At 56.8% G+C, this 23,047-nt stretch carries 20 protein-coding genes; 10 read left to right on the plus strand and 10 right to left on the minus strand.

The features are described 5' to 3' along the window. Positions 1-13: 13 nt before the first annotated feature. Positions 14-1,345 carry a glycoside-pentoside-hexuronide (GPH):cation symporter gene (locus ACSVHP_RS00150; RefSeq protein ID WP_447550574.1) on the minus strand — a complete coding sequence of 444 codons (1,332 nt, stop codon included), beginning with the start codon at positions 1,343-1,345 and terminating at the stop codon, positions 14-16. A gap of 282 nt (positions 1,346-1,627) precedes the next feature. On the opposite strand from ACSVHP_RS00150, the gene yoaI reads away from it, so the two are divergent. Further along, positions 1,628-1,732: a small membrane protein YoaI gene (gene yoaI / locus ACSVHP_RS00155; RefSeq protein ID WP_279642081.1), complete on the plus strand. Its 105-nt coding sequence runs from the start codon at positions 1,628-1,630 to the stop codon at positions 1,730-1,732. A 173-nt stretch (positions 1,733-1,905) separates the two neighbouring features. After that, positions 1,906-3,948 carry a TonB-dependent copper receptor gene (locus tag ACSVHP_RS00160; RefSeq protein WP_447550575.1) on the plus strand — a complete coding sequence of 681 codons (2,043 nt, stop codon included), beginning with the start codon at positions 1,906-1,908 and terminating at the stop codon, positions 3,946-3,948. Positions 3,949-3,964: 16 nt separating this feature from the next. On the opposite strand, the gene ACSVHP_RS00165 is transcribed toward ACSVHP_RS00160, so the two are convergent. Continuing rightward, entirely contained in the window at positions 3,965-4,465 is a 501-nt protein-coding gene (locus tag ACSVHP_RS00165) for a YbaK/prolyl-tRNA synthetase associated domain-containing protein (RefSeq protein ID WP_447550576.1), read from the minus strand. Between the two features lie 160 nt (positions 4,466-4,625). Between ACSVHP_RS00165 and ACSVHP_RS00170 the strand changes: the two genes are divergently transcribed. Next, a complete protein-coding gene (locus ACSVHP_RS00170) occupies positions 4,626-5,522 on the plus strand; it encodes a diguanylate cyclase (RefSeq protein ID WP_447550577.1) in 897 nt (298 codons plus the stop codon). Between the two features lie 32 nt (positions 5,523-5,554). Here the strand turns inward: ACSVHP_RS00170 and ACSVHP_RS00175 are convergent, their stop codons facing one another. Both ACSVHP_RS00175 and yeaG read right to left on the minus strand, forming a co-directional pair. After that, a complete protein-coding gene (locus tag ACSVHP_RS00175; protein ID WP_234673605.1) occupies positions 5,555-6,838 on the minus strand; it encodes a YeaH/YhbH family protein in 1,284 nt (427 codons plus the stop codon). A 92-nt stretch (positions 6,839-6,930) separates the two neighbouring features. Next, complete coding sequence (gene yeaG, locus ACSVHP_RS00180) at positions 6,931-8,865, minus strand: protein kinase YeaG (RefSeq protein ID WP_042717518.1); 1,935 nt, start codon at positions 8,863-8,865, stop codon at positions 6,931-6,933. A gap of 430 nt (positions 8,866-9,295) precedes the next feature. On the opposite strand from yeaG, the gene ACSVHP_RS00185 reads away from it, so the two are divergent. Then, positions 9,296-10,042 carry a MipA/OmpV family protein gene (locus tag ACSVHP_RS00185; RefSeq protein WP_234673606.1) on the plus strand — a complete coding sequence of 249 codons (747 nt, stop codon included), beginning with the start codon at positions 9,296-9,298 and terminating at the stop codon, positions 10,040-10,042. A gap of 88 nt (positions 10,043-10,130) precedes the next feature. After that, positions 10,131-10,985: an aldo/keto reductase gene (locus tag ACSVHP_RS00190; RefSeq protein WP_447550578.1), complete on the plus strand. Its 855-nt coding sequence runs from the start codon at positions 10,131-10,133 to the stop codon at positions 10,983-10,985. A gap of 37 nt (positions 10,986-11,022) precedes the next feature. On the opposite strand, the gene ACSVHP_RS00195 is transcribed toward ACSVHP_RS00190, so the two are convergent. Together ACSVHP_RS00195 and gapA are read right to left on the minus strand one after the other, a co-directional pair. After that, the gene (locus ACSVHP_RS00195) at positions 11,023-11,907 is read right to left on the minus strand and encodes a D-hexose-6-phosphate mutarotase (RefSeq protein ID WP_417316573.1); all 885 of its coding nucleotides are present in this window, start codon (positions 11,905-11,907) and stop codon (positions 11,023-11,025) included. 75 nt (positions 11,908-11,982) lie between these two features. Further along, positions 11,983-12,978: a glyceraldehyde-3-phosphate dehydrogenase gene (gene gapA / locus ACSVHP_RS00200; protein ID WP_234673609.1), complete on the minus strand. Its 996-nt coding sequence runs from the start codon at positions 12,976-12,978 to the stop codon at positions 11,983-11,985. A 341-nt stretch (positions 12,979-13,319) separates the two neighbouring features. Here gapA and msrB point away from each other — a divergent pair, with 341 nt between their 5' ends. Beyond that, positions 13,320-13,733, plus strand: coding sequence for a peptide-methionine (R)-S-oxide reductase MsrB (gene msrB / locus ACSVHP_RS00205; protein ID WP_417316574.1), 414 nt, complete (start codon positions 13,320-13,322; stop codon positions 13,731-13,733). A gap of 41 nt (positions 13,734-13,774) precedes the next feature. After that, positions 13,775-14,053 carry a YeaC family protein gene (locus tag ACSVHP_RS00210; protein ID WP_234673611.1) on the plus strand — a complete coding sequence of 93 codons (279 nt, stop codon included), beginning with the start codon at positions 13,775-13,777 and terminating at the stop codon, positions 14,051-14,053. Positions 14,054-14,102: 49 nt separating this feature from the next. Here ACSVHP_RS00210 and ACSVHP_RS00215 read toward each other — a convergent pair whose 3' ends face one another. From ACSVHP_RS00215 to sppA, 4 genes are all read right to left on the minus strand, one after another. Next, positions 14,103-15,359, minus strand: a complete 1,257-nt coding sequence (locus tag ACSVHP_RS00215) for a glycoside hydrolase family 18 protein (protein ID WP_447550579.1) — start codon at positions 15,357-15,359, stop codon at positions 14,103-14,105. A gap of 220 nt (positions 15,360-15,579) precedes the next feature. After that, the gene (pncA, locus tag ACSVHP_RS00220) at positions 15,580-16,221 is read right to left on the minus strand and encodes a bifunctional nicotinamidase/pyrazinamidase (protein ID WP_447550580.1); all 642 of its coding nucleotides are present in this window, start codon (positions 16,219-16,221) and stop codon (positions 15,580-15,582) included. A gap of 9 nt (positions 16,222-16,230) precedes the next feature. Next, positions 16,231-17,247, minus strand: a complete 1,017-nt coding sequence (ansA, locus tag ACSVHP_RS00225) for an asparaginase (RefSeq protein ID WP_234673614.1) — start codon at positions 17,245-17,247, stop codon at positions 16,231-16,233. Positions 17,248-17,307: 60 nt separating this feature from the next. After that, entirely contained in the window at positions 17,308-19,164 is a 1,857-nt protein-coding gene (gene sppA / locus ACSVHP_RS00230) for a signal peptide peptidase SppA (protein ID WP_447550581.1), read from the minus strand. Positions 19,165-19,333: 169 nt separating this feature from the next. Between sppA and ACSVHP_RS00235 the strand changes: the two genes are divergently transcribed. From ACSVHP_RS00235 to ACSVHP_RS00245, 3 genes are all read left to right on the plus strand, one after another. After that, complete coding sequence (locus tag ACSVHP_RS00235; protein WP_234673616.1) at positions 19,334-19,885, plus strand: NAD(P)H nitroreductase; 552 nt, start codon at positions 19,334-19,336, stop codon at positions 19,883-19,885. A gap of 116 nt (positions 19,886-20,001) precedes the next feature. Next, a complete protein-coding gene (selD, locus tag ACSVHP_RS00240; RefSeq protein ID WP_447550582.1) occupies positions 20,002-21,045 on the plus strand; it encodes a selenide, water dikinase SelD in 1,044 nt (347 codons plus the stop codon). Positions 21,046-21,049: 4 nt separating this feature from the next. Then, positions 21,050-22,960: a DNA topoisomerase III gene (locus ACSVHP_RS00245; RefSeq protein ID WP_447550583.1), complete on the plus strand. Its 1,911-nt coding sequence runs from the start codon at positions 21,050-21,052 to the stop codon at positions 22,958-22,960. The last annotated feature ends 87 nt before the right edge of the window (positions 22,961-23,047 follow it).

The following is a 23,047-nucleotide window of genomic DNA, read 5'->3' on the forward strand; positions in this document are numbered from 1 at the left end:
ATAACGCGTCCTTTTAAGCAGTGTGTTTGGCGAGTTGGATAGATTTCATCGTGCTGTCGTCAAGCTTGTACCAGCGCAGCGTGGCAAAGGCGCAGAGCGACAGGATGCCGGGAATAATGGTGAAGAGGGCGATAATGCAGTACATCGCCGTGGTGGTCTGTTCCGAGGCGTTTGCCACGTAGCCGCTAAAGCCGAGCGTCCAGCCGACGATGGCGCCGCTGATGGCCATTCCCAGCTTAAGCACCGCCAGGAAGGTCGAGAAAATTACCCCGTCCATGCGCTTGCCCTGCTTCCATTCGCCGTAGTCGGCGACGTCCGCCATCATCACCCACATCAGGGTGGTGGTGGCCTGGTAGAGGGTGGAGACGATAAAGGTCATCGGCACCAGAATGAGCACCGATTTCGGGGCAAAGAACAGCGCGATGCTGAGCACGCCGGCCAGCACGGAGCAGTAGCCAAACATCTGCACTTTGCTGTAGTTCTGGGTCAGGCGTTTTGCCAGCGCGCTGCCCGCCGCTTTGCCGAGAATATGCGCGCCAAGCATCCACATAAAATAGCTGGCGCTGCCGAGATAATAGGTGACGAAATACATCATCGCGCCGAGGCGAATAACCCCAAAGCCAATGTTGGTTAATACCAGCACGGCGACAACGCGCCACTGATCGTTACGCAATAAATCACGCAGTTCAGCAAGGTAATTATTATGGGTCGCCGGGGCGTTAATACGCTCGCGGGTATTGGCAAAGCAGAACCAGAACATGACCACCGCCACGGTGGCCATTATTGCCATCGCCCAGCGATAGCCCAGTAATTTATCGTCGCCGCCTAAAAACTCCGCCAGCGGCATCATAAAGAAGGTTGACAGCGCGCCGCCTAACGTGGCGAGGAAAAAGCGATACGATTGCAGGGAAATACGCGCATCGTTATCAGGGGTAATAACCGCGCCCATTGAGCAGTAGGGAATATTAATCGCGGTATACATCAGCATCATCAGCGTATAGCTGACGGTCGCAAATATCATTTTGCCGTGCAGGTCGAGAGACTCCGGCACCGCGTAGGTAAGCAGGCAGCTTGCGCCAAAGGGCAGCGCCAGCCACAGCATCCACGGCCTGAATTTGCCCCAGCGGGTGCGGGTGCGGTCGGCGATGTAGCCCATCGCCGGGTCGATAATGGCGTCGGCGGTGCGCGCCAGCAGGAACATGGTTCCGACAAAGGCCGCCGGGAGTCCCACCACGTCAGTATAGTAAAACGTCAGGAAAATAATGACGTTATCCAGCCCGATATGGCTCGCCATATCCCCTAATCCATAGCTTATTTTTTCTTTGCGGGTAATTGTATCGGTCATGGTGATCGCCTGGCCCGTGTCAGTTTATTTTGAGGATGTTCTGATAAGCAGGATTGTCTATATCCTCCACGTTAACAATTGCGAGATTTGCCAACGGGATTACGTAAACTCCTTTTCGTGATACCGGTAACAAATTAATGAGAGCGATAATGATTTTTCAGCGAAGGCTATTTTTATTTTACGAATCGTTTCAGCGTCGCGTCATGTTTGTTTATAGACGATGTCATGCGGCTGTCATTATTTAGCGGTACAACAGAGAAAAGTTGAAGACGGGAGATGACCATGAACGATCCGGCCTTTATCGATATGCTCTGTATTTCAGGTTCCTTTTTTACCATTGCGCTGGTGCTGGTGGCCTCGGTGCTGATACTTGAGCGGCACGGATAAATCGCTCCGTCACGTATCCGTATTCAGAAATAATTTCAAGCCTCTTCTTTAGCTTATATTCTCTTCGCGCGTCGTTGTTCCGTTCTCTTCGCCCATGCAAAATTTTCAGCCTTAATCCTGTGCCTGTCGATTGCGTGTCGAGGGCATGTCACGCTATTTGCTCGGGCACATGAATGAAAAATAACACATTTACCCCTCATCCACTGGTTCTGTCGCTGCTGGTGGCGCTGTCATGCCCGGTGCTGGCGGCAGACAACCATGCTGCCGTGCAGCCGGACGATGACGACGTGATCACCGTGACCGCGCCGGTGCTCTCTCCGCTGGAGGTGGTCACGTCACCGAAAACCCCGCGCCAGCCGGTGCCTGCCAGCGACGGCTCTGACTATCTGAAAACCATCCCCGGCTTTAGCCAGATCCGCAACGGCGGCAGCAACGGCGACCCGGTGTTTCGCGGCATGTTCGGCTCGCGCCTGCGCCTGTTAACTAACGACAGCGAAATGCTCGGCGCCTGCCCGGCGCGTATGGACGCCCCGAGTTCCTATATCTCCCCGGAAAGCTATGACCTGCTGACGGTCACTAAAGGGCCGGAAACCGTGCTCTGGGGGCCGGGCAACTCTGCCGGGACCGTGCGCTTCGATCGCGAGCCGCCGCGCTTTGATAAAACCGGGATCAAAGGTGACGCCAGCTTCCTCGCGGCCTCTAACGACCGCTTCGATGAGAACGCTGACGTCAGCTTTGGTAATGAAGATGGCTACGTGCGCCTGAACGGCAACAAATCCAAATCCGGCGATTATAAAGACGGTAACGGCGACCGCCTGGCCTCGAAGTGGGACAAGTGGAACACCGACATGGCGATCGGCTGGACGCCGGATGCGGACACGCTGCTGGAGCTGACCGCCGGGCAGGGTAACGGCGACGCGAGCTATGCCGGGCGCGGCATGGACGGCTCCCAGTTCAAGCGCGAAAGCCTGGGGCTGCGCTTCAAGAAAGAGAATATCGGTGAGGTGTTCGACTCGCTGGATATGAGCCTCTACTACAACTACGCCAACCACATCATGGACAACTACTCCATGCGCTCGCCGGGCACCATGTCCTCCGGGTCGATGGGCGGCGGTATGTCGATGGGATCGATGGATATGTCGATGCCGATGGACAAACAGGTGGATCGCCGCACGGTAGGCGGCAGAATGATGGGCACCTGGCTGTGGTCAGATTTCCAGCTGCAAAGCGGCGTTGATATGCAGACCAATACCCACCGCAGCTACGAAGATGACGACAGTGCGGGCTGGCAGGAGGATGCGCGTTTCCACGACTACGGCACCTTCGGGGAGCTGACCTGGAACGCCACCGATCTGAGCAAAGTGATCGGCGGCGCGCGTCTGGACAAAGTCGAGGTGGATAACTTTACCGACGTGGGCAGCAGCAGCCGGGAAGATACCCTGCCAGCGGGCTTTTTACGCGTCGAGCATAACCTCGAGTCGGCCCCGGCGATGGTCTACGCGGGACTGGGCTATACCGAGCGCTTCCCGGACTACTGGGAGCTGTTCTCCCCGACCTACGGGCCGGACGGCACCTCGGACGTCTTCGATAACCTGAAGCCGGAGCAAACCACCCAGCTGGATATCGGCGCGCAGTATAAAGGCGAGAAAACGACGGGATGGATCTCGGCCTACGTCGGGCGCATCAACGACTATATCCTCTTCCTGTACGATCCGAACGACAGCCACGTCAGCCAGGCGGATAACGTGGACGCCACCATTATGGGCGGCGAAATGGGCGCCTCTTATCAGCTGAGCGATGAGTGGAAAACGGACGCGACCCTGAACTACTCCTGGGGTGAGAACACCGAGGACAACCAGCCGCTGCCGCAGATGCCGCCGCTGGAGGCGCGCATGGGGCTAACGTGGGAGAAGGGCGACTGGAGCTCAACCGGGCTGTTACGTATGGTGAGCCCGCAGCACCGCGTCGCGCTGAACGAAGGTAACGTGGTCGGGAAAGATTTTGACCAGAGCGCGGGCTTTGCGATTGTCTCGGCGAACGCCGCCTACAGGGTGAACAAGTTCCTGAAACTCAGCTCAGGCGTCGATAACCTGTTCGATAAAACCTACAGCGAGCATCTGAACCTGGCGGGGAACAGCAGCTTTGGCTACTCCTCCAACACGCCAGTGAATGAACCAGGACGCACCTTCTGGGCGAAGATGAACGTGACGTTCTGATGCCCTCCGGCCTGGGCTACTGGCGGCGAAACGCCACCAGCTCGGGCCGGGCGATACGCAGATAATCGGCGGTGTTCATGATCACCGATTTTTCCAGCAGACCCGCGTTAAAGGCGATTTCGTCAAAACGCTCAAACAGCAGCGGGTCGGCGACCAGCGCCAGATCCGGATGGAAGCTAAAGGGCGGAATAGCGCCAAAGACGCAGGCGGTCAGGGTATCGACCTCCGCCGGGCTAGCCAGCGACGCCTTAAGCCCGCCGAAATGGCTGGCGAGCTGGCTTAAATCCGCCTGCTGGTCGGCGGCCAGAATTGCCAGTACGTGTTTTTTCACCCCGTTGCCTTTCACTTTGCAGACCAGCGCTTTTGCCCCCTGTCCCAGCGCGGTTCCGCGAATTTCACTCACCGCTTCGCATTTTCCTACCGCCTCATGCTCCACGACGCGAAATTGCGCCTGCTGCCGGGTTAATAAATCGATCAGCTGCTGATGGGTCTCTGTGCCTTTTATTTCGTCAGCCATTTCTTCACCTTATTCATACCAGTACGCAGCGTTGTACAGTAGCACAGAATATTTTCCCGATGCGCCTCACAAAGTGTGTGGTTATTAACGTCGCGTGACAAAAACTGAAAAAAGCTCTGCTATTATCGGGATTCGGAATTTTCACAGGAGTGATGACAATATGAACAGGAAGTACAGAGAAATAGATTCCATCGTCCGGGGGCTAAATAACGCAACGGACGCACATTTTAAATGGCTGGTGAAAGTCTTGCGCTTTGTCGCCCGTCGTGACGCCGAACTGCCGGAAATTTCCTGTAATAACGCCTGGCAGCATTGTGAATTTGGCAGCTGGTTAAGGACCCAGCTGACGGGGGAAGGGGGCGATAAAAATTACCTCCTCGATATCGATAAAAAGCATATTGCCGTTCATCAGGCCTGCCGTGAATTGATTATTACGCTGGATAACGACACCCACAGCCCGGCGAATTTCGAGCGTTTTGAAACGGCGCTGCTGGGGTTCACCGATGCCCTGACGCGCTATAAAGTCCATCTTTTGCAACTGCGCACCAGCTACGATGCCCTGACGGGGCAGCCGCTGCGACGCATTCTCGACGAGTCGTTCGACAGCATGAACGATCAGTACAGCGATAACGGCCTGTTCCTGATGCTTATCGACGTGGATCATTTTAAAAAGGTGAACGATACCTACGGCCATCTTGCCGGAGACTGCGTGCTGCGCGCGCTGGCAATCAACCTGGAAGACAACATTCGCCGCGCCGAGTCCGTTTACCGCTACGGCGGCGAGGAGTTTATCGTGCTGCTTCAGGCCGAGAACAGCCGGGCGGCGACCCTGGCGGCAGAGAAAATCCGTCGCGCCATTGCGATGGTTGAAACCGTGGCCGGGGAACACCGTATTCGCGTCACACTGACGGCGGGCTTAACCCGCGTCCATAAGGGGGAACCGCTGCGGGAAGTGCTTGAACGGGCGGATATGGCGCTCTACAAGGGCAAACACGGCGGGCGCAACTGCACGATGCTGATTAATCGCCATCTCGACTGCCTTAACGTCAGCGCATAAAAGAACAGCCAGCGGGGACGCTGGCTGTCGGGTCAGGCATTGCTGGTGGAGGACTGTTTCTGGAACAGCTCCCGGAACACCGGATAGATGTCATCCTGATCGCGGATATGCTGCATCGCAAAGTTATCGAACATCGTTTGCAGATGCTCATATTCGCGCCACAGCGTCTGGTGGGCACGACGCGTAATTTCGATATAGCTGTAATAACGCACCACGGGCAGAATTTTCTTCGCCAGAATGTCATGACACAGCGGCGAGTCGTCTGCCCAGTTATCGCCATCCGACGCCTGCGCGGCGTAAATATTCCACTGCGCGGGGTCGTAGCGCTCCTTCACTACTTCATCCATCAGCTTCAGGGCGCTCGACACGATGGTGCCGCCGGTTTCCTGCGAGTAGAAGAACTCGTGCTCATCCACCTCTTTCGCCTGGGTATGGTGGCGAATATACACCACCTCCACGTTCTTATAGGTTCTGCTCAGGAACAGGTAGAGCAGAATATAAAAGCGCTTCGCCATGTCCTTGGTGGCCTGATCCATCGAGCCTGACACGTCCATTAAGCAGAACATCACCGCCTGGCTGGACGGCTCCGGGCGTTTTTCGTAGTTCTTGTAACGCAGGTCAAAGGTGTCAATAAAGGGAACGCGGTCGATCTTCGCGCGCAGCTCTGCAATCTCTTTACGCAGGCGCTCCTCTTCCAGCAGCTGTGCCGGTTCGGTGTTTTCTACCACCTTCAGGCTGGTTTCCAGCTCGCGCAGCTCGCGGCGTTTCCCCGCCGTCATCGCCGTGCGTCGCGCCAGCGAGTTTTGCAGAGACCGCACCACGCTGATGTTCGCCGGGACGCCGTTGGCGGTGTAGCCCGCACGATGGGTTTTGTACTCGTTAAGCTGGCGATGCTGATTCTTTTTCAGGTTCGGCAGGGCCAGATCCTCGAACAGCAGGTCGAGATACTCATCTTTAGAGATCTGGAAGACGAACTCGTCCTGACCTTCACCGTCCTGGCTCGCCTGTCCCTGACCGCTACCCGAACCGCCGCCGCCCCCCTGCGGGCGCTCGATTCTGTCGTTCTGCACAAAGTGATCGTTACCGGGATGAACGCGGTGGCGTAACCCGCCGCGCCCCTGATGGAACATCGGCTCGCTAATGTCATCCGTCGGGATAGACACGGACTCACCGCTGTCGACGTCGGTCACCGAACGCTTGTTGATGGCTTCGGAGATCGACTGTTTAATTTGCGATTTGTAACGGCGCAAGAAGCGCTGGCGATTCACCGTGCTCTTGTTTTTGCCGTTAAGACGCCGGTCAATAAACCAGGTCATATGCCCCCCGTACTGCATTTGCCAACTTACAGTGTCCTGATATCGCGGACATTTTTTGTAGGCCCGGCACGCGCACGCGCCGGGCACTGGCGTTAAGACGATTTACGCACGCGCAAATACCATTCGCACAGCAGGCGAACCTGTTTGCGGGTATAGCCTTTCTCCATCATGCGGTCGACAAAATCGTCGTGCTTTTTCTGCTCGTCGGTTGAGGTTTTGGCGTTAAACGAAATGACCGGCAGCAGCTCTTCGGTGTTCGAGAACATTTTCTTCTCGATAACCGTGCGCAGCTTCTCGTAGCTGGTCCAGTTTGGATTCCGCCCGTTGTTGTGCGCTCTGGCACGCAGCACGAAGTTAACTATCTCGTTACGGAAGTCTTTCGGGTTGCTGATCCCGGCCGGTTTCTCAATTTTTTCCAGCTCCGCGTTCAGGGATTCACGGTCAAACAGCTGGCCGGTATCCGGGTCGCGGTACTCCTGATCCTGGATCCAGAAGTCGGCGTAGGTCACGTAACGGTCAAAGATGTTCTGACCGTACTCCGAATAGGATTCCAGATAGGCGGTCTGGATCTCTTTGCCGATAAACTCGGCGTATTTCGGGATCAGATAGCCTTTGAGGAACTCCAGGTAACGTTCAGCCTGCTCCTGCGGGAACTGCTCGCGCTCAATCTGCTGCTCCAGCACGTAGAACAGATGCACCGGGTTGGCCGCCACTTCCGCGTGGTCGAAGTTAAAGACGCGGGAGAGGATCTTAAACGCGAAACGCGTGGACAGACCGTTCATCCCTTCGTCGACCCCGGCGTAGTCGCGATACTCCTGATAGGACTTCGCTTTCGGGTCAGTGTCCTTCAGGCTTTCGCCGTCGTAGACGCGCATTTTCGAGTAGATGCTGGAGTTTTCTGGCTCTTTCAGACGCGACAGAATCGAGAAGCGCGACAGGGTTTCCAGGGTGCCAGGGGCGCAGGGCGCGTGGACCAGCTCACTGTGGTTAAGCAGTTTTTCGTAAATTTTGATCTCTTCGGAGATCCGCAGGCAGTAAGGCACTTTGACGATGTAAACACGGTCAAGGAACGCCTCGTTGTTTTTGTTGTTACGGAAGGTCACCCATTCAGATTCGTTCGAGTGGGCGAGGATAATCCCGTTAAACGGCAGGGCGGAGATACCTTCCGTCCCGTTGTAGTTCCCTTCCTGGGTCGCGGTCAGCAGCGGATGCAGCACCTTAATCGGGGCTTTAAACATCTCGACGAATTCCATAATCCCCTGGTTGGCGCGGCACAGCGCACCGGAATAGCCGTAGGCGTCCGGGTCGTTTTGCGCGTGGTGTTCCAGCTTACGGATGTCGACCTTACCGACCAGCGCCGAGATATCCTGATTGTTCTCATCGCCGGGTTCGGTTTTGGCGATGGCAATCTGTTCCAGAATCGACGGCCAGACTTTGACGACGCGGAATTTGGTGATATCGCCGCCAAACTCGTGCAGACGCTTCGCCGCCCACGGCGACATAATGGTGCCGAGGTAGCGGTGCGGGATGCCAAACTCTTTATCCAGAATCTGCGCATCTTCCTGCGGGTTGAACAGGCACAGCGGGTGATCGTTAACCGGGCTGCGTTCGCCGTTGGCGCTCAGCACGTAAATCGGTACGCGCTGCATGAGTGCTTTCAGGCGTTCGGCCAGCGACGATTTACCGCCACCCACAGGCCCCAATAAGTAGAGGATCTGTTTCTTCTCTTCCAGACCCTGAGCGGCGTGTTTCAGATAGGACACGATTTGCTCAATGGCATCTTCCATACCATAGAACTCTTCAAACGCCGGATATCGGGCCACAACCCGATTCGAAAACAGACGGGAAAGCCGGGGTTCAAGGGCAGTATCAACCATGTTTGGCTCGCCGATAGCCATTAATAGCCGTTCTGCCGCATTGGCATAGGCACTGCGATCTTGCCGACAAATGGTAAGAAACTCCTGCAGTGTGAACTCTTCGTCCTTGGCAGCTTCGTAACGCTGGCGATAGTGATCGAATATATTCATGGCATGCCGTCCTTTCGTTTTTAGCACAGGATAAGAGCCGTTCGTATGAGTAGTGGAGGCTCCCGGAAGAGAATGTCTCGCACCTCACTGTCGAAGCAGCAACCCGTGTGCCAGGTCGGACGCTAAGTATCACGAGGTGTTCAGGTATTTCTCCTCTTAAATTAAAGCGTAGATGGCATTTGCAAAACTTGCATGGGACGAAAATTCAATTTCAATGACATATCAATAACTCATCCAAAAATTTCCGCCTTTGATATAAGGCGAAACGGCGTTTTTCATTTTGCTGTCACATAATTGAAAGCTGTCAGTAATCTGAAAAGGGGATAACAGGAGGTTTATTAAACTCATTAGCAGGCAAAAAATTTGGGTTGTTTGACAAGGGCGGTTACACTTCACCCGCTGATTATTTGACTACAGGAAAGAATGGATTGTGACCAAACTCAAACTTCTGGCATTAGGCGTACTTGTCGCCACCTCCGTTAGCACCGCACAAGCGGAAGATCAGTGGACTGTTGGCGCGGGTGTTGGCGTGATTAACAGCCCGTACAAACAGTACGACCGCGATGTGTATCCGGTACCGGTTGTCACCTATGAAGGCGATAACTTCTGGTTCCGCGGGCTTGGTGGCGGCTATTATCTGTGGAACGACACGGCCGATAAGCTCTCTATCATGGCCTACTACGACCCAACGCACTTCAAGCCGGGCGACAGCGACAGCCACGCAATGCGCCAGCTCGACAAGCGTAAAAGCTCCATGATGGCCGGGCTTTCCTACGTGCATAACACCCAGTATGGCTTCCTGCGTACCGCGCTGGCGGGCGACACCCTGGATAACAGCAACGGCTTTATCTGGGATCTGGCCTGGCTCTACCGTTATACCAACGGTGCGCTGACCCTGACGCCGGGTATCGGTGTGCAGTACAACAGTGAAAACTACAACGACTACTATTATGGCGTGTCCAGAAACGAGTCCCGTCGCAGCGGCCTGAAAAGCTATGACGCTGACGACGGCTGGGATCCGTACCTGGAACTCACCGCGAGCTACAACTTCCTCGGCGACTGGAACGTCTACGGCACCGGCCGTTATGTGCGTTTGAGCGACGAAGTGAAAGACAGCCCGATGGTCGACAAGTCCTGGTCCGGGATCTTCTCTGTAGGGGTATCCTACAAATTCTGATTGTGCATTATCACAGTGCAATCTATGCATCATAACGGGGCGCTATGCGCCCCGTTTGTTTTAGGGTGGTGCAATAAAGGAGAGCGAGATGAGTGCAAAAACGGTGATGTTTCCTGATAACCACATCCTCCCGGCAGTCGGGCAGGGCACCTGGTATATGGGCGAAAAGGCGAGCCAGCGTCAAACCGAAGCGGATGCACTGCGTGCGGGCATCGATCTGGGGTTAACGCTGATCGACACCGCCGAGATGTACGCGGAAGGCGGTGCGGAAGAGGTGGTAGGCGAGGCGATTAAAGGCCAGCTCGACAAGGTCTATCTTGTCTCGAAGGTCTACCCGTGGAACGCGGGCGGGCAAAAGGGGATAGCCGCGTGCGAGGCCAGCCTGCGCCGTCTGGGTACTGACTATATTGACCTTTACCTGCTGCACTGGCGGGGAAACTTCGGCCTCGATGAAACCGTCGAGCTGATGAGTACGCTTCAGCAGCAGGGGAAAATTGGCCGCTGGGGCGTGTCGAATCTCGATTATGACGACATGCAGGAGCTCTGGGGAACCGAAGGCGGTACTGAATGCGCTACGAATCAGGTGCTGTATCACCTGGCGTCGCGCGGTATCGAGTTTGATTTATTGCCCTGGTGTCAGCAGCAGGGTATGCCGGTGATGGCCTACTGCCCGCTGGCGCAGGCCGGGCGATTGCGCACCGGGTTGATGAATCATCCTGTGGTAAACGAGATTGCCCGCCATCATCACGCCAGCGCCGCGCAAATTTTGCTGGCGTGGGTGATTAGCCATCGGGGCGTGGTGGCGATCCCGAAAGCGGCGTCCATTGACCATGTGAAGGATAACGCGGCGGCGCTTGAGATTACGCTTTCAGCGCAGGAGCTGCTTGAGCTTGAAAAGGCGTTCCCGGCTCCGGCAGGTAAAACGCCGCTAGACGTGGTATGAGCGTTCATGCCCCTCCGGGAGAGGGGCAACGGGACGATTAGCGTTTAACGATGCTAATGGTCTGGGCCAGGCGAGTCGGGTTCTCGGCGCTGGCTTTTTGCAGTGGCGAAACGCAGGCGGTTTCGACGCACACGAAGGTTTTGTAGCCGTCGTCCGGCACGTCGCCCATGCTGACGGACAGCGCCGGGCCCGGGTTCCAGCCCACCACGTTGCTGTTGTGGCGGTGAACCACTTCAATGCCGCGGTTGAGGGTCGGATCGTGGATCACGCTGCACGCTTCCGGGTGCAGGTACACGCGGTCGGTGCGGTCCGGGAAGGTCTGAATGCCGTCGCTCAGTTTTCCCTCTTTAGCGTTGTCGACTTTGTCGATATAGCTATCGCCCAGGCCGCTGACCTGCACGGTGCTGATGTCGCCGACGTTGAAATAGGTGTGCAGGGCCGACGAAGTTTCGAACTCGCCGTGCGCTTCCAGCTCAATTTCACAGGTTTTACCCAGCTTAAAGCGCGCGTACAGGGTGAAGTCGTGCGGCCAGAGCTTGCGGGTTTCCTCGTTGTTGTGCAGCTCAAAGGTCAGCACCACGCCGTTATCATCTTCGTTGTGCGCTTTCAGCGTCCACTGTTGATTACGGGCAAAGCCGTGCGCGGGCAGGCCTTGTTCCGCCGCCGGGCCAAACCACGGCCAGCAGATCGGTACGCCGCCGCGAATAGCCGCGCCTTTTTTGAAAGAGGTGATGTCGCTGAGCCACAGGCCTTCCACTTCGCCTTCTGGCTTCCAGGAGAGGAGGTGAGCGCCGTTCAGCGCGACGGATGCTTTAACGCGCGGGTGATCCACCACGATAACGTCAGCATCTTCAATTTTGCGGTGGGAGAGCACAGGGGTAAGTTGTTCGACTACCGGAAGTGCAAAAATTTTATTAATCATTACGCAATCCTCTGTCTTTAAAGCAATAAAAAAGGCGACCGAAGTCGCCTTTTAGGATCAGGATCTCATCTCAACTTATTTGGAGATGTGAGCGATCAGGTCCAGTACTTTGTTAGAGTAGCCGGTTTCGTTGTCGTACCAGGATACCAGTTTAACGAAGTTGTCGTTCAGTGCGATACCTGCTTTAGCATCGAACACAGAAGTGCACACTTCGCCGTTGAAATCGGTAGAAACAACGTCGTCTTCGGTGTAACCCAGAACGCCTTTCATGTCGCCTTCGGAAGCAGCTTTGATTGCTTTCTTAATTTCTTCGTAAGAAGCAGCTTTTTCCAGACGAACGGTCAGGTCAACAACGGAAACGTTAGGAGTTGGAACGCGGAACGCCATACCAGTCAGTTTGCCATTCAGTTCTGGCAGTACTTTACCTACTGCTTTAGCAGCACCGGTAGAGGATGGGATGATGTTCTGAGCCGCGCCACGGCCGCCGCGCCAGTCTTTGTGAGACGGGCCATCAACGGTTTTCTGAGTAGCGGTAGTTGCGTGAACGGTGGTCATCAGGCCTTCAACGATACCGAAGTTGTCGTTGATAACTTTAGCCAGTGGTGCCAGGCAGTTGGTGGTGCAGGATGCGTTAGAAACGATGTCCTGGCCAGCGTAAGTTTCGAAGTTTGCACCACGAACGAACATTGGGGTGTTGTCTTTGGATGGACCAGTCAGAACAACTTTTTTCGCACCAGCGGTAATGTGTTTACGCGCGGTTTCGTCGGTCAGGAAGATACCGGTAGCTTCAGCTACAACGTCAACACCGATTTCGTTCCACTTCAGGTTAGCTGGATCTTTTTCAGCAGTAACGCGGATGGTTTTGCCGTTAACAACCAGGTGGCCGTCTTTCACTTCAACGGTGCCGTTGAAACGACCGTGAGTTGAGTCGTACTTCAGCATGTACGCCATGTATTCAGCGTCCAACAGATCGTTGATACCAACGATTTCGATGTCAGAACGTTCCTGAGCAGCACGGAAAACAATACGGCCGATACGGCCAAAACCGTTGATACCTACTTTGATAGTCATATATTCCACCAGCTATTTGTTAGTGAATAAAAGGTTGCCTGTAAAATTACAAAAACCTTACGCAGCGTCAAGCGGAATCGTGTCAATCATTGCGACAAATCAATCCTGTGACTAACGTTTGTGCGACTGACTCGCCTCACTTTCCCTTTGAGCTAGCAACCACATGGGGGCTGCGCCCGGAATTTTAAAGGGCTGTCAGGATAAAAATGTGAATGCGATCACAATTGCCTGTGCGCCTTTTCGCGACTAATAAGTTTAGAACAAAAGTCCACGCGCTGGTGTTAATGTTTTGTTAGAATCCGGGGCAAAAGATGTCTGTTTCTACAGAGAGATGTAAGCATATGTCGAATCAAAATAACCCTGAAGATCTGAAAAAAAACCTGACCGAAATGCAGTTCTACGTCACGCAAAATCACGGCACAGAACCGCCGTTTACCGGGCGTTTGCTGCACAACAAGCGTGACGGCGTCTACCACTGCCTGGTGTGCGATGCTCCGCTGTTTAACTCGCAAACCAAATATGACTCCGGCTGCGGCTGGCCGAGCTTTTTTGAGCCGGTCAGCGATGACGCGATCCGCTACCTGGAAGACACCTCGCACGGCATGAAGCGCGTTGAGATCCGCTGTGGGAAATGCGACGCGCATCTGGGCCACGTCTTCCCGGACGGCCCTCAGCCGACGGGCGAGCGTTTTTGCGTGAATTCAGCCTCGCTGAGCTTCACCGATGATGAAAACGGCGACCGGACAAAAGGTTGAAAAAACGATTCAGCAAATTATTCCTTTGAAAGGGGCGCATCATGAATATTGATGACATGGTTAACAGCATGACGCCGGAGGTTTACCAGCGTCTGGCGACAGCGGTCGAGCTTGGAAAATGGCCGGATGGCGTCGCGCTGACGCCGGAGCAGAAAGAGAACAGTTTGCAGCTGGTGATGCTGTGGCAGGCGCGCCATAACACAGACGCTCAGCACATGACCATCGACACCAAAGGTCAGATGGTGATGAAGAGCAAGCGTGAGCTGAAAGAAGATTTTGGCATCACGCCAAAACCGATTGCGACGATGAAATTGCAATAACGGTGCAGGTTGATGCCCTCTCCCGGCGGGAGAGGGCTTGATTGTCATGCTACTTGTGCGGGATCCCCAGCGACTCCGCCAGCTGTTTTGCCAGCTGATTGTTGTCGTCCGCGCCATACTCCCAGAACATCGCCCCGGCCAGGCCTTTCTCTTTGATATAGTCCGCTTTGATCGCTACAGAACGCGGGTTCTCATAGGAGATGGCAAACAGCGCGTTGCCGTCTGCGGATTTCACCGACAGCCACGGCACCTTCGCCTGGTCATCCCAGTGCTCGGTAAAACGCTTCTGCGGATCGTTCAGCAGCTTTTTGACGATATCGTTGTACTTCACGTAGGTGTCTTTCGTCAGGTCATAGCCCAGGGATTTAAACAGGCCGATTTCCGCCGGCCCGAAGTAGGGCTGCGTCACCGGGTTTTTCTGCGCGTCCGGTTTTGACCAGTCGATACCCGGCTCGACGGCGCGCTTCGGTACGCGACCGTAGAAACCAATCCCGAGGTTCATCTGCTGCGGCTTCAGCCCGGCGGCAAGGTAGTTATTCACCACAAAGTCCACGCTGTATTTGTCGGCGGCGGCAACGGTCGGCCAGGCGCTGGAGTCATACAGGTTGGCGTTGAAGTACTGCGTCCCGTAGGCCATGTCGTAGGTCATCAGGTTGATGTAGTCGAGCAGCGGGGCGATGGCCTTAATATCCACCCAGCTTTTCGGGCTTTCCGCATTCGCGCCCACCGCAATGGTGACCAGCTTGTTATGCCCAAAGGCGTCGCGCAGCTCTTTGAGCAGCGCGGTGAAGTTATCCCGGTCGGCCGGCTGGCTGGCAACCAGACCCCACGCGCCGTTCACCGGAAACTCCCAGTCGAGATCGATTCCGTCCAGACCGTATTTCGCCACAATTTCCTGCGCGGAGCGGATAAACACCGCGCGCGTCTCTTTGGTCGCCGCCGCGCCCGAGAAGCCGCGCGCGCCCCAGCCGCCAACCGAGAGCAGCACTTTCAAATTCGGATTTTGTTTACGCAGGGTAGGGATCAGCGCGAGGTCGGACGCCACTTTCGGAGACAGCCAGATCTGGTGCAGCTTCGCCGGATCTTTTAAGGCGTCGTTGGTTTCGTCTTTTTCATCGTTATAGACAAGACCGAAAGAGTAGTTGAGGTGGGTGATCTGGCGAACGTCGAGGGTGTGGATATCGCCTCCCGGCCCGGCGGTCACATCGCCGCCCCCGTTAAAATAGCCCACGGACATCAGTGAGCTGGCGGACGCAACCGACGCGCAAAGCAAGGGTAATGCTGCCAGCAATGGCAAACGTTTCATACGTGTTCCTCTTTGACATTCAAAAGTAACCACGCCACGGAAAGGCGTGGCGAAAAAACAGCGAAAAAAGAATAACATCGCCGTTTCGCTTAAGATGCGAGGGAGTTCACTTTATGGAGATTGGGGGGAGGGGGCGTTGCCGGGTGGCGGCTGCGCCTTACTCGACCTACGTTCTTTGGATATGTAGGCCGGGTAAGCGTAGCGCCACCCGGCTAAAGGTTTACGCGTGCGTTTCCAGCCAGTCTTCCAGCGTATACAGCGTTGCACCGGCGGTGGACATCTCCATAAACGCCAGCGCGCTGTCCTGCGGCTGAATATTCACGCCGCGACAGCCGTCGGTAATCACGTTTATCCGGTAGCCCAGTTGCAGCGCATCCAGCACGGTGAACTTCACACAGTAGTCCGTCGCCAGCCCCAGAACGATAAGCTCGGTGATCTCATGATGGCGCAACCACTCGTCCAGCGCCGTTTTCTGACGATGCCCGTTGTCAAAAAACGCGCTATAGCTGTCGATAGCGGGGTTCTCGCCCTTGTGGAACACGGCGTCGATGGCTTTTTGATCCAGCAGCGGATGCAGCGCTGCACCTTCTGTCTGCTGCACGCAGTGATCCGGCCAGAAGGTCTGCGCCAGTCCGTCGAGCTGCCCCTGGGTAAAGGGTTCAACGTTGTGCTGGCTGGCAAAGCTACCGTGGTTGGCGGGATGCCAGTCCTGGCTTGCCACCACCGCGTCACCGCGCGCTTTACACCAGGCGATCAGCGCGTTTGCCACGTCAACGGTGCTGTCGCCTTCCGCCACGGCCAGCGCGCCGCCCGCGCAGAAATCATTTTGCAGATCGACCAATAACAGAGCACGTTGCGTCATACAGCCTCCTTATTCGTCCGGGGTCAGCTCGCCGCGCAGGTTTTGCATCATCGCGCTGCGAATGGACTGCACGTCCAGATCCTGGCTCAGTAAATAGTGAAGTTTAGTCAGGGTCGCCTCAACGGTCATATCAAAGCCGCTGATCACCCCCGCGTGCGCCAGCGCGTTGCCGGTGGCGTACCCGCCCATGTTGACCTTGCCGGACATACACTGCGTCAGGTTCACCACCACGATCCCGCGATCGCTCGCTTCGTGCAGCTCCTTCAGGAACTCGCCGTTCTGCGGCGCGTTACCCACCCCGTAGGAGCGCAGGATCAGCGCTTTCACCGGCTGGCGCAGAAAGTTACGCACCACGTCTGCGGAAATCCCCGGGTAGATCGTCACCACGCCAATCGGCTGCGGGGTGATCGGATGCACAATCAGCTCTCCGGCGGTATGCGGCGCAGGCGGCGTACCCAGACGGCGAATGTGGATCCCGGCTTCCAGCAGCGGTTGCAGGTTCGGTGAGGCGAAGGCGTTAAACCCGTCGGCGTGCGCCTTAGTGGTGCGGTTGCCGCGATACAGACGGTTATTGAAGAACAGCGACACTTCGTTGATCGGGTAGTTGGCCGCCACGTAAAGGGAGTTGAGCAGGTTGATCTGCCCGTCCGAGCGCAGCTCCGCCAGCGGAATTTGCGACCCGGTGACGATAACCGGCTTGCTGAGGTTCTCCAGCATGAAGGAGAGCGCCGAGGCGGTAAACGCCATGGTGTCGGTGCCGTGCAGGATCACGAAGCCGTCGTACTTGTCGTAATTGGCTTTAATGTCATCCGCGATGTGCTGCCAGTCTTCCGGCGTCATATCCGAGGAGTCCATCAGCGGTTCATACTCGTGAATCGTGAAGTCGGGCATCTCCGGGCGATGGAATTCAGGCATCAGCGCCAGCTGGCGTTGCAGATGGCCGGAGACCGGGATATAGCCATTTTCAGAGCGCTGCATACCGATAGTACCGCCGGTATAGGCCACATAAATCGATTTCTTCTGCATGGTTGTCAGTTCTTGTTCTTCAAAGAAAAATCCCCTCTTCGCGGGAAGAGGGGACGGGAGTTAACGGACGTTAGCGCAGGTCAGGCAGAATGCGTAACGGCTTTGCGGATCGTTAAACGCCGCGAGCTTGTCGCTCTCTGCTTTCATGGCTTTCGCCGCCGTGGCGACCGGGGCAGGCAGATACGCCTGAAGCGCCTCCGGCAGCATGGCGCGCACGGAGCCGGACATGCTGTCCATCACCATATCCAGGAACGATGGCTCGTCCTGATAATATTCAACGTGCCACTGTTTCAGTTTTGCCAGCTCGGCCGCTTTCGCGACGGCATCGTCAAAATCACCCAGGCTGTCGACCAGACCGTTGCTTTTCGCATCCTGACCGGTCCAGACGTGGCCCTGAGCAATCTGGTCGATCTGCTCCGGCGTCTTCTTGCGCGAGTCGGCGACCAGCGTGATAAAGCGCTTATAGCCGTTCTCGATGCTGAGCTGCATCATCTCTGATACTTCCGGCGGCAGGGATTTGGTCACGGAGACATCCGCCAGCGGCGACGTGGCGACGCCGTCCGTATGCACGCCAAGGTAATCCAGGCTGTTCTCAACGGTGTTAATCACCCCGAAGATGCCGATGGAGCCGGTCAGGGTGCTTGGGTTCGCCACGATGTAGTTCGCTGGCGTAGAGATCCAGTACCCCCCGGACGCGGCCATACCGCCCATTGAGACCACCACAGGCTTACCGGCGGCGCGCGCGGCGGCCAGTTCAGCGCGGATCACTTCAGAGGCGCTGACGCTGCCGCCAGGGCTGTTGACGCGCAGCACAATCGCTTTCACTTTCGGATCCAGACGCGCATCGCGGATCTGCGACGCGGTGGTATCACCGCCGACGTTACCCGGGGTTTCCTGACCGTCCATGATGGCACCGTTAGCAAACACCACGGCGATGCTATCACCGCTGTCATCCGGTTTTTTCGTCGTGTAGTCGTACATGCTGATCGCGCTGTAGTTTTTATCCTCTTTGCTCCAGCCAAACTGTTTGGTCAGGGATTTTTCAATCTCTGCGCTGGTGCCCAGGGCATCAACCAGTTTGTTATCCAGCGCGTATTTCGCGGTATCGCCGCCGGTCTTGCGCAGACCGTCCAGCACGCCCTGCGCGCCAGGGAAGACCTGCTCAGCGGCGATCTGGCGGTTCGCGGCGATGGTGCCGAGATAGTTCTGCCACAGCTCGCCAATCCAGCGGCTGTCCGCTTCACGGGCGGCAGGAGACATGTCGTCACGGATAAACGGCTCAACGGCTGATTTATAGGTCCCAACGCGGAAGACGTGCGTGGTCACTTTCAGCTTGTCGAGCAGGGATTTGTAGTACAGGCCGTTGGTGGCGAAGCCGTGCAGATCCACGGTGCCCTGCGGGGAGAGCCAGATTTTATTGGCGAAGCTCGCCAGGTAATATTGCCCCTGCGAATAGCTATCGCCCACGGCAATGACCGGTTTCCCGCTGTCGCGGAACTCGCGCAGGGCCTTACCGATGTACTGCATAGACGGCTGATCGGCCCCGGCAAAATCTTTCAGATCCAGGACGATCCCGGTGATGTTGCGGTCGTCTTTGGCCTTACGGATGGTGTCGACGATATCGAACAGGGAGTTTTCCTGTAGGCGATCGGAGGTGGCACCAAACAGCTGGCGGCCAATCACGCCCAGACGGTTGCTGGTGGAGGGTTTGTCAACAATCACCCCGGTGATATCCAGCAGCAGCGCGCCACGGGTGGCGTGTTGCGCCTGGCTGGAGCTGCTGATGTGCATCCAGATGCCAACGCAAACCAGAACCAGGAAGATGAAAAAGATGTTCATCACCAGGTTGCGGACGAAGTTAAGCAGTCGCCACGTCCATTTAAAGAAACCGGCAAAGATTCGCCAAAGGGTTCGCATGTATTCTCCCTAAACCAGAAAATGACTGTATCCGTCGTCGGTGGACGGCAATGTGGAGGTTATCGTAATGACCCAACCGCCACTTGTCAGCAGGAATCGCCCGCCGCGCTGTAACAAATTCTGCTGTCGTGTTAATTTTGTGAGTAAATTTCAAGACAGGAGTTAACCAATGGACGCACTTGAACTGCTTGTTAACCGTCGTAGCGCTTCCCGTCTGGCCGAGCCTGCGCCTGCGGGCGAGCAGCTGGAAAACATTCTGCGCGCCGGACTGCGCGCGCCGGATCACGGCACGCTCCAGCCGTGGCATTTCTTTATTATTGAAAACGATGGCCGCGAGCGCTTCAGCGCGCTGCTGGAGCAGGGCGCGATTGCCGCCGGGCAAGATGAAAAAGGGATCGACAAGGCCCGCAACGCGCCGTTTCGCGCGCCGATGATCATCGCCGTGGTGGCAAAATGCCAGGCCGACCATAAGGTGCCGGTGTGGGAGCAGGAGATGTCCGCAGGCTGCGCGGTGATGGCGATGCAGATGGCCGCCGTCGCGCAGGGCTTCAACGGCATCTGGCGCACCGGGCCGCTCACCGACAGCCCGGCGGTGCGTGAAGGCCTGTCGTGCGGCGAGCACGATAAAATCGTCGGTTTCCTCTATCTCGGCACGCCGCAGCTTAAGGCCTCCAGCACCATCAGCGTGCCGGACACGTCGCCTTTCATCAGCCGTTTATAAGAACGCGCGCTAAACTGTCTGGATTCTGAGCATCCGCCGCAGAATTCAGACAGTCATACTTACCTCTTTATGGAATGAGCGCTACCATAGCGCGATTGTGATATCAGGAGATGTTCATGAGCGAGCAAACCATTCGTTTAACGCAATACAGCCACGGAGCCGGTTGCGGTTGTAAAATTTCCCCGAAAGTGCTGGAAACCATCCTGCACAGCGAACAGGCGAAGTTTGTCGACCCGAACCTGCTTGTCGGTAACGAAACGCGTGACGATGCAGCGGTTTATGACTTAGGTAACGGCACCAGCATTATCAGCACCACCGACTTCTTTATGCCGATTGTCGATAACCCGTTCGACTTCGGTCGTATTGCGGCCACCAACGCCATCAGCGATATTTTCGCGATGGGCGGCAAGCCAATCATGGCGATTGCGATTCTGGGCTGGCCGATCAACACCCTGGCCCCGGAAATCGCCCGCGACGTGATTGAAGGCGGGCGCTTTGCCTGCCAGCAGGCGGGCATTGCCCTCGCAGGCGGCCACTCCATCGATGCCCCTGAGCCTATCTTTGGCCTCGCCGTCACCGGCGTGGTGCCGACCGAGCGCGTGAAGCGCAACAGTACGGCGCAGGCGGGCTGCAAGCTGTATCTCACCAAGCCGCTCGGCATTGGCGTTCTCACCACCGCCGAGAAAAAATCCCTGCTGAAACCGGAACACGTGGGCCTGGCAACGGAAGTGATGTGCCAGATGAACCTCGCGGGCGCGGCGTTTGCCAACATCGACGGCGTGAAGGCGATGACCGACGTCACCGGCTTTGGCCTGCTCGGCCACCTGTCCGAGGTGTGCCAGGGCGCGGGCGTACAGGCGCAGGTCTGCTATGAGGCGATCCCAAAACTGCCGGGCGTTGAAGAGTACATCGCGCAGGGCGCCGTTCCCGGCGGCACGCAGCGCAACTTCGCGAGCTACGGCCACCTGATGGGCGAGATGCCGGAAGCGTGGCGCAACCTGCTGTGCGATCCGCAAACCTCCGGCGGCCTGCTGCTGGCGGTCACCCCTGAGGCGGAAGCCGAGGTTCAGGCGGCGGCCGCTGAGTTTGGTATTACCCTGACGGCCATCGGCGAGCTGGTGACGGCGCGCGGTGGACGTCCGATGATTGAGATCCGTTAATTCGATGCGGTTGTTTATTGCCGAAAAGCCGAGCCTGGCGCGCGCCATTGCCGATGTGCTGCCAAAGCCGCATCGCAAGGGCGACGGCTTTATCGAGTGCGGTAACGGACAGGTGGTGACCTGGTGTATCGGTCACCTGCTCGAGCAGGCGCAGCCGGATGTTTACGACAGCCGCTACGCCCGCTGGAACCTCAACGATTTGCCTATCGTGCCGGAAAAATGGCGGTTGCAGCCGCGTCCGTCGGTCACCAAACAGCTCAACGTCATTAAGCGCTTTCTGCACGAGGCGTCTGAAGTCATTCACGCGGGTGACCCGGACAGAGAGGGGCAGCTGCTGGTGGACGAGGTGCTGGATTATCTCGAACTCGCCCCCGAAAAGCGCCAGCAGGTGCAGCGCTGCCTGATTAACGATCTCAACCCGCAGGCCGTGGAGCGCGCTATTTCCCGCCTTCGCGCCAACAGCGAGTTTATCCCGCTGTGCGTGTCGGCGCTGGCGCGCGCGCGCGCCGACTGGCTTTACGGCATCAACATGACCCGCGCCTACACCATTCTGGGGCGTAACGCGGGCTATCAGGGCGTGTTATCGGTCGGTCGCGTTCAGACCCCGGTGCTGGGGCTGGTGGTGCGTCGCGATGAAGAGATCGAGAACTTCGTCGCTAAAGACTTCTTTGAGGTGAAAGCGCATATCGTCACGCCAAAAGACGAGCGTTTTACCGCCACCTGGCAGCCCAGCGACGCCTGCGAATCGTATCAGGATGAAGAGGGAAGGCTGCTGCACCGCCCGCTGGCGGAGCATGTGGTCAACCGCATTACCGGCCAGCCTGCGATTGTCACCAGCTATAACGATAAACGGGAATCAGAACCCGCGCCGCTGCCGTTTTCCCTCTCCACCTTGCAGATTGAGGCCGCCAAACGCTTCGGCCTGAGCGCGCAGAACGTGCTGGATATCTGCCAGAAGCTTTATGAAACCCACAAGCTCATTACCTATCCGCGTTCCGACAGCCGCTATCTGCCGGAAGAGCACTTTGCCGGACGCCACTCGGTGATGAACGCTATCGGCGTTCACGCCCCGGATCTGCTCCCGCAGCCGGCGGTGAATCCGGACACCCATAACCGCTGCTGGGATGATAAAAAGGTGGATGCCCACCATGCGATCATCCCGACCGCCCGCGCCAGCAAGGTCAACCTGACGGAAAACGAATCGAAGGTGTACAACCTCGTGGCGCGTCAGTACCTGATGCAGTTCTGCCCGGACGCGGTGTTCCGTAAATGCGTCATCGAGCTTGAAATTGCCAAAGGCAAGTTTGTCGCCAAAGCGCGTTTCCTCGCCGAGGCGGGCTGGCGCACGCTGCTCGGCAACAAAGAGCGCGACGAAGAGAACGACGGCACGCCGCTGCCGGTGGTGGCAAAAGACGACGAGCTGCTGTGCGAAAAGGGCGAGGTGATTGAGCGTCAAACCCAGCCGCCGCGCCATTTCACCGACGCCACGCTGCTGTCGGCCATGACCGGGATTGCGCGGTTTGTGCAGGATAAAGATCTGAAGAAGATCCTGCGCGCTACCGACGGCCTCGGCACCGAAGCAACCCGCGCGGGGATCATCGAACTGCTGTTCAAGCGTGGATTCCTGGAGAAAAAAGGGCGCTATATTCACTCGACTGAGCCGGGACGCGCATTGATTCATTCGCTGCCTGAGCTGGCCGCCCGACCGGACATGACGGCGCACTGGGAATCGGTGCTGACGCAAATCAGCGAAAAGCAGTGCCGCTATCAGGACTTTATGCAGCCGCTGGTGGGAACGCTCTACCAGCTGATCGATCAGGCGCGCAGCACGCCGGTGAAGCAGTTCAGAGGAATGGTGGCACCGGGCGGCGCGAAGAAACCGTTCAAAAAGAAAAAGCGCGTTGCCGCGTCATAAATCATAAATTCATGCCTGAAAAATGCCCGGTGGCGCTAACGCTTACCGGGCCTACATTGGCGGGTTTTCTCCCTCTCCCCGTGGGAG

The sequence above is a fragment of the Enterobacter sp. 186315 genome (genome assembly GCF_053290175.1).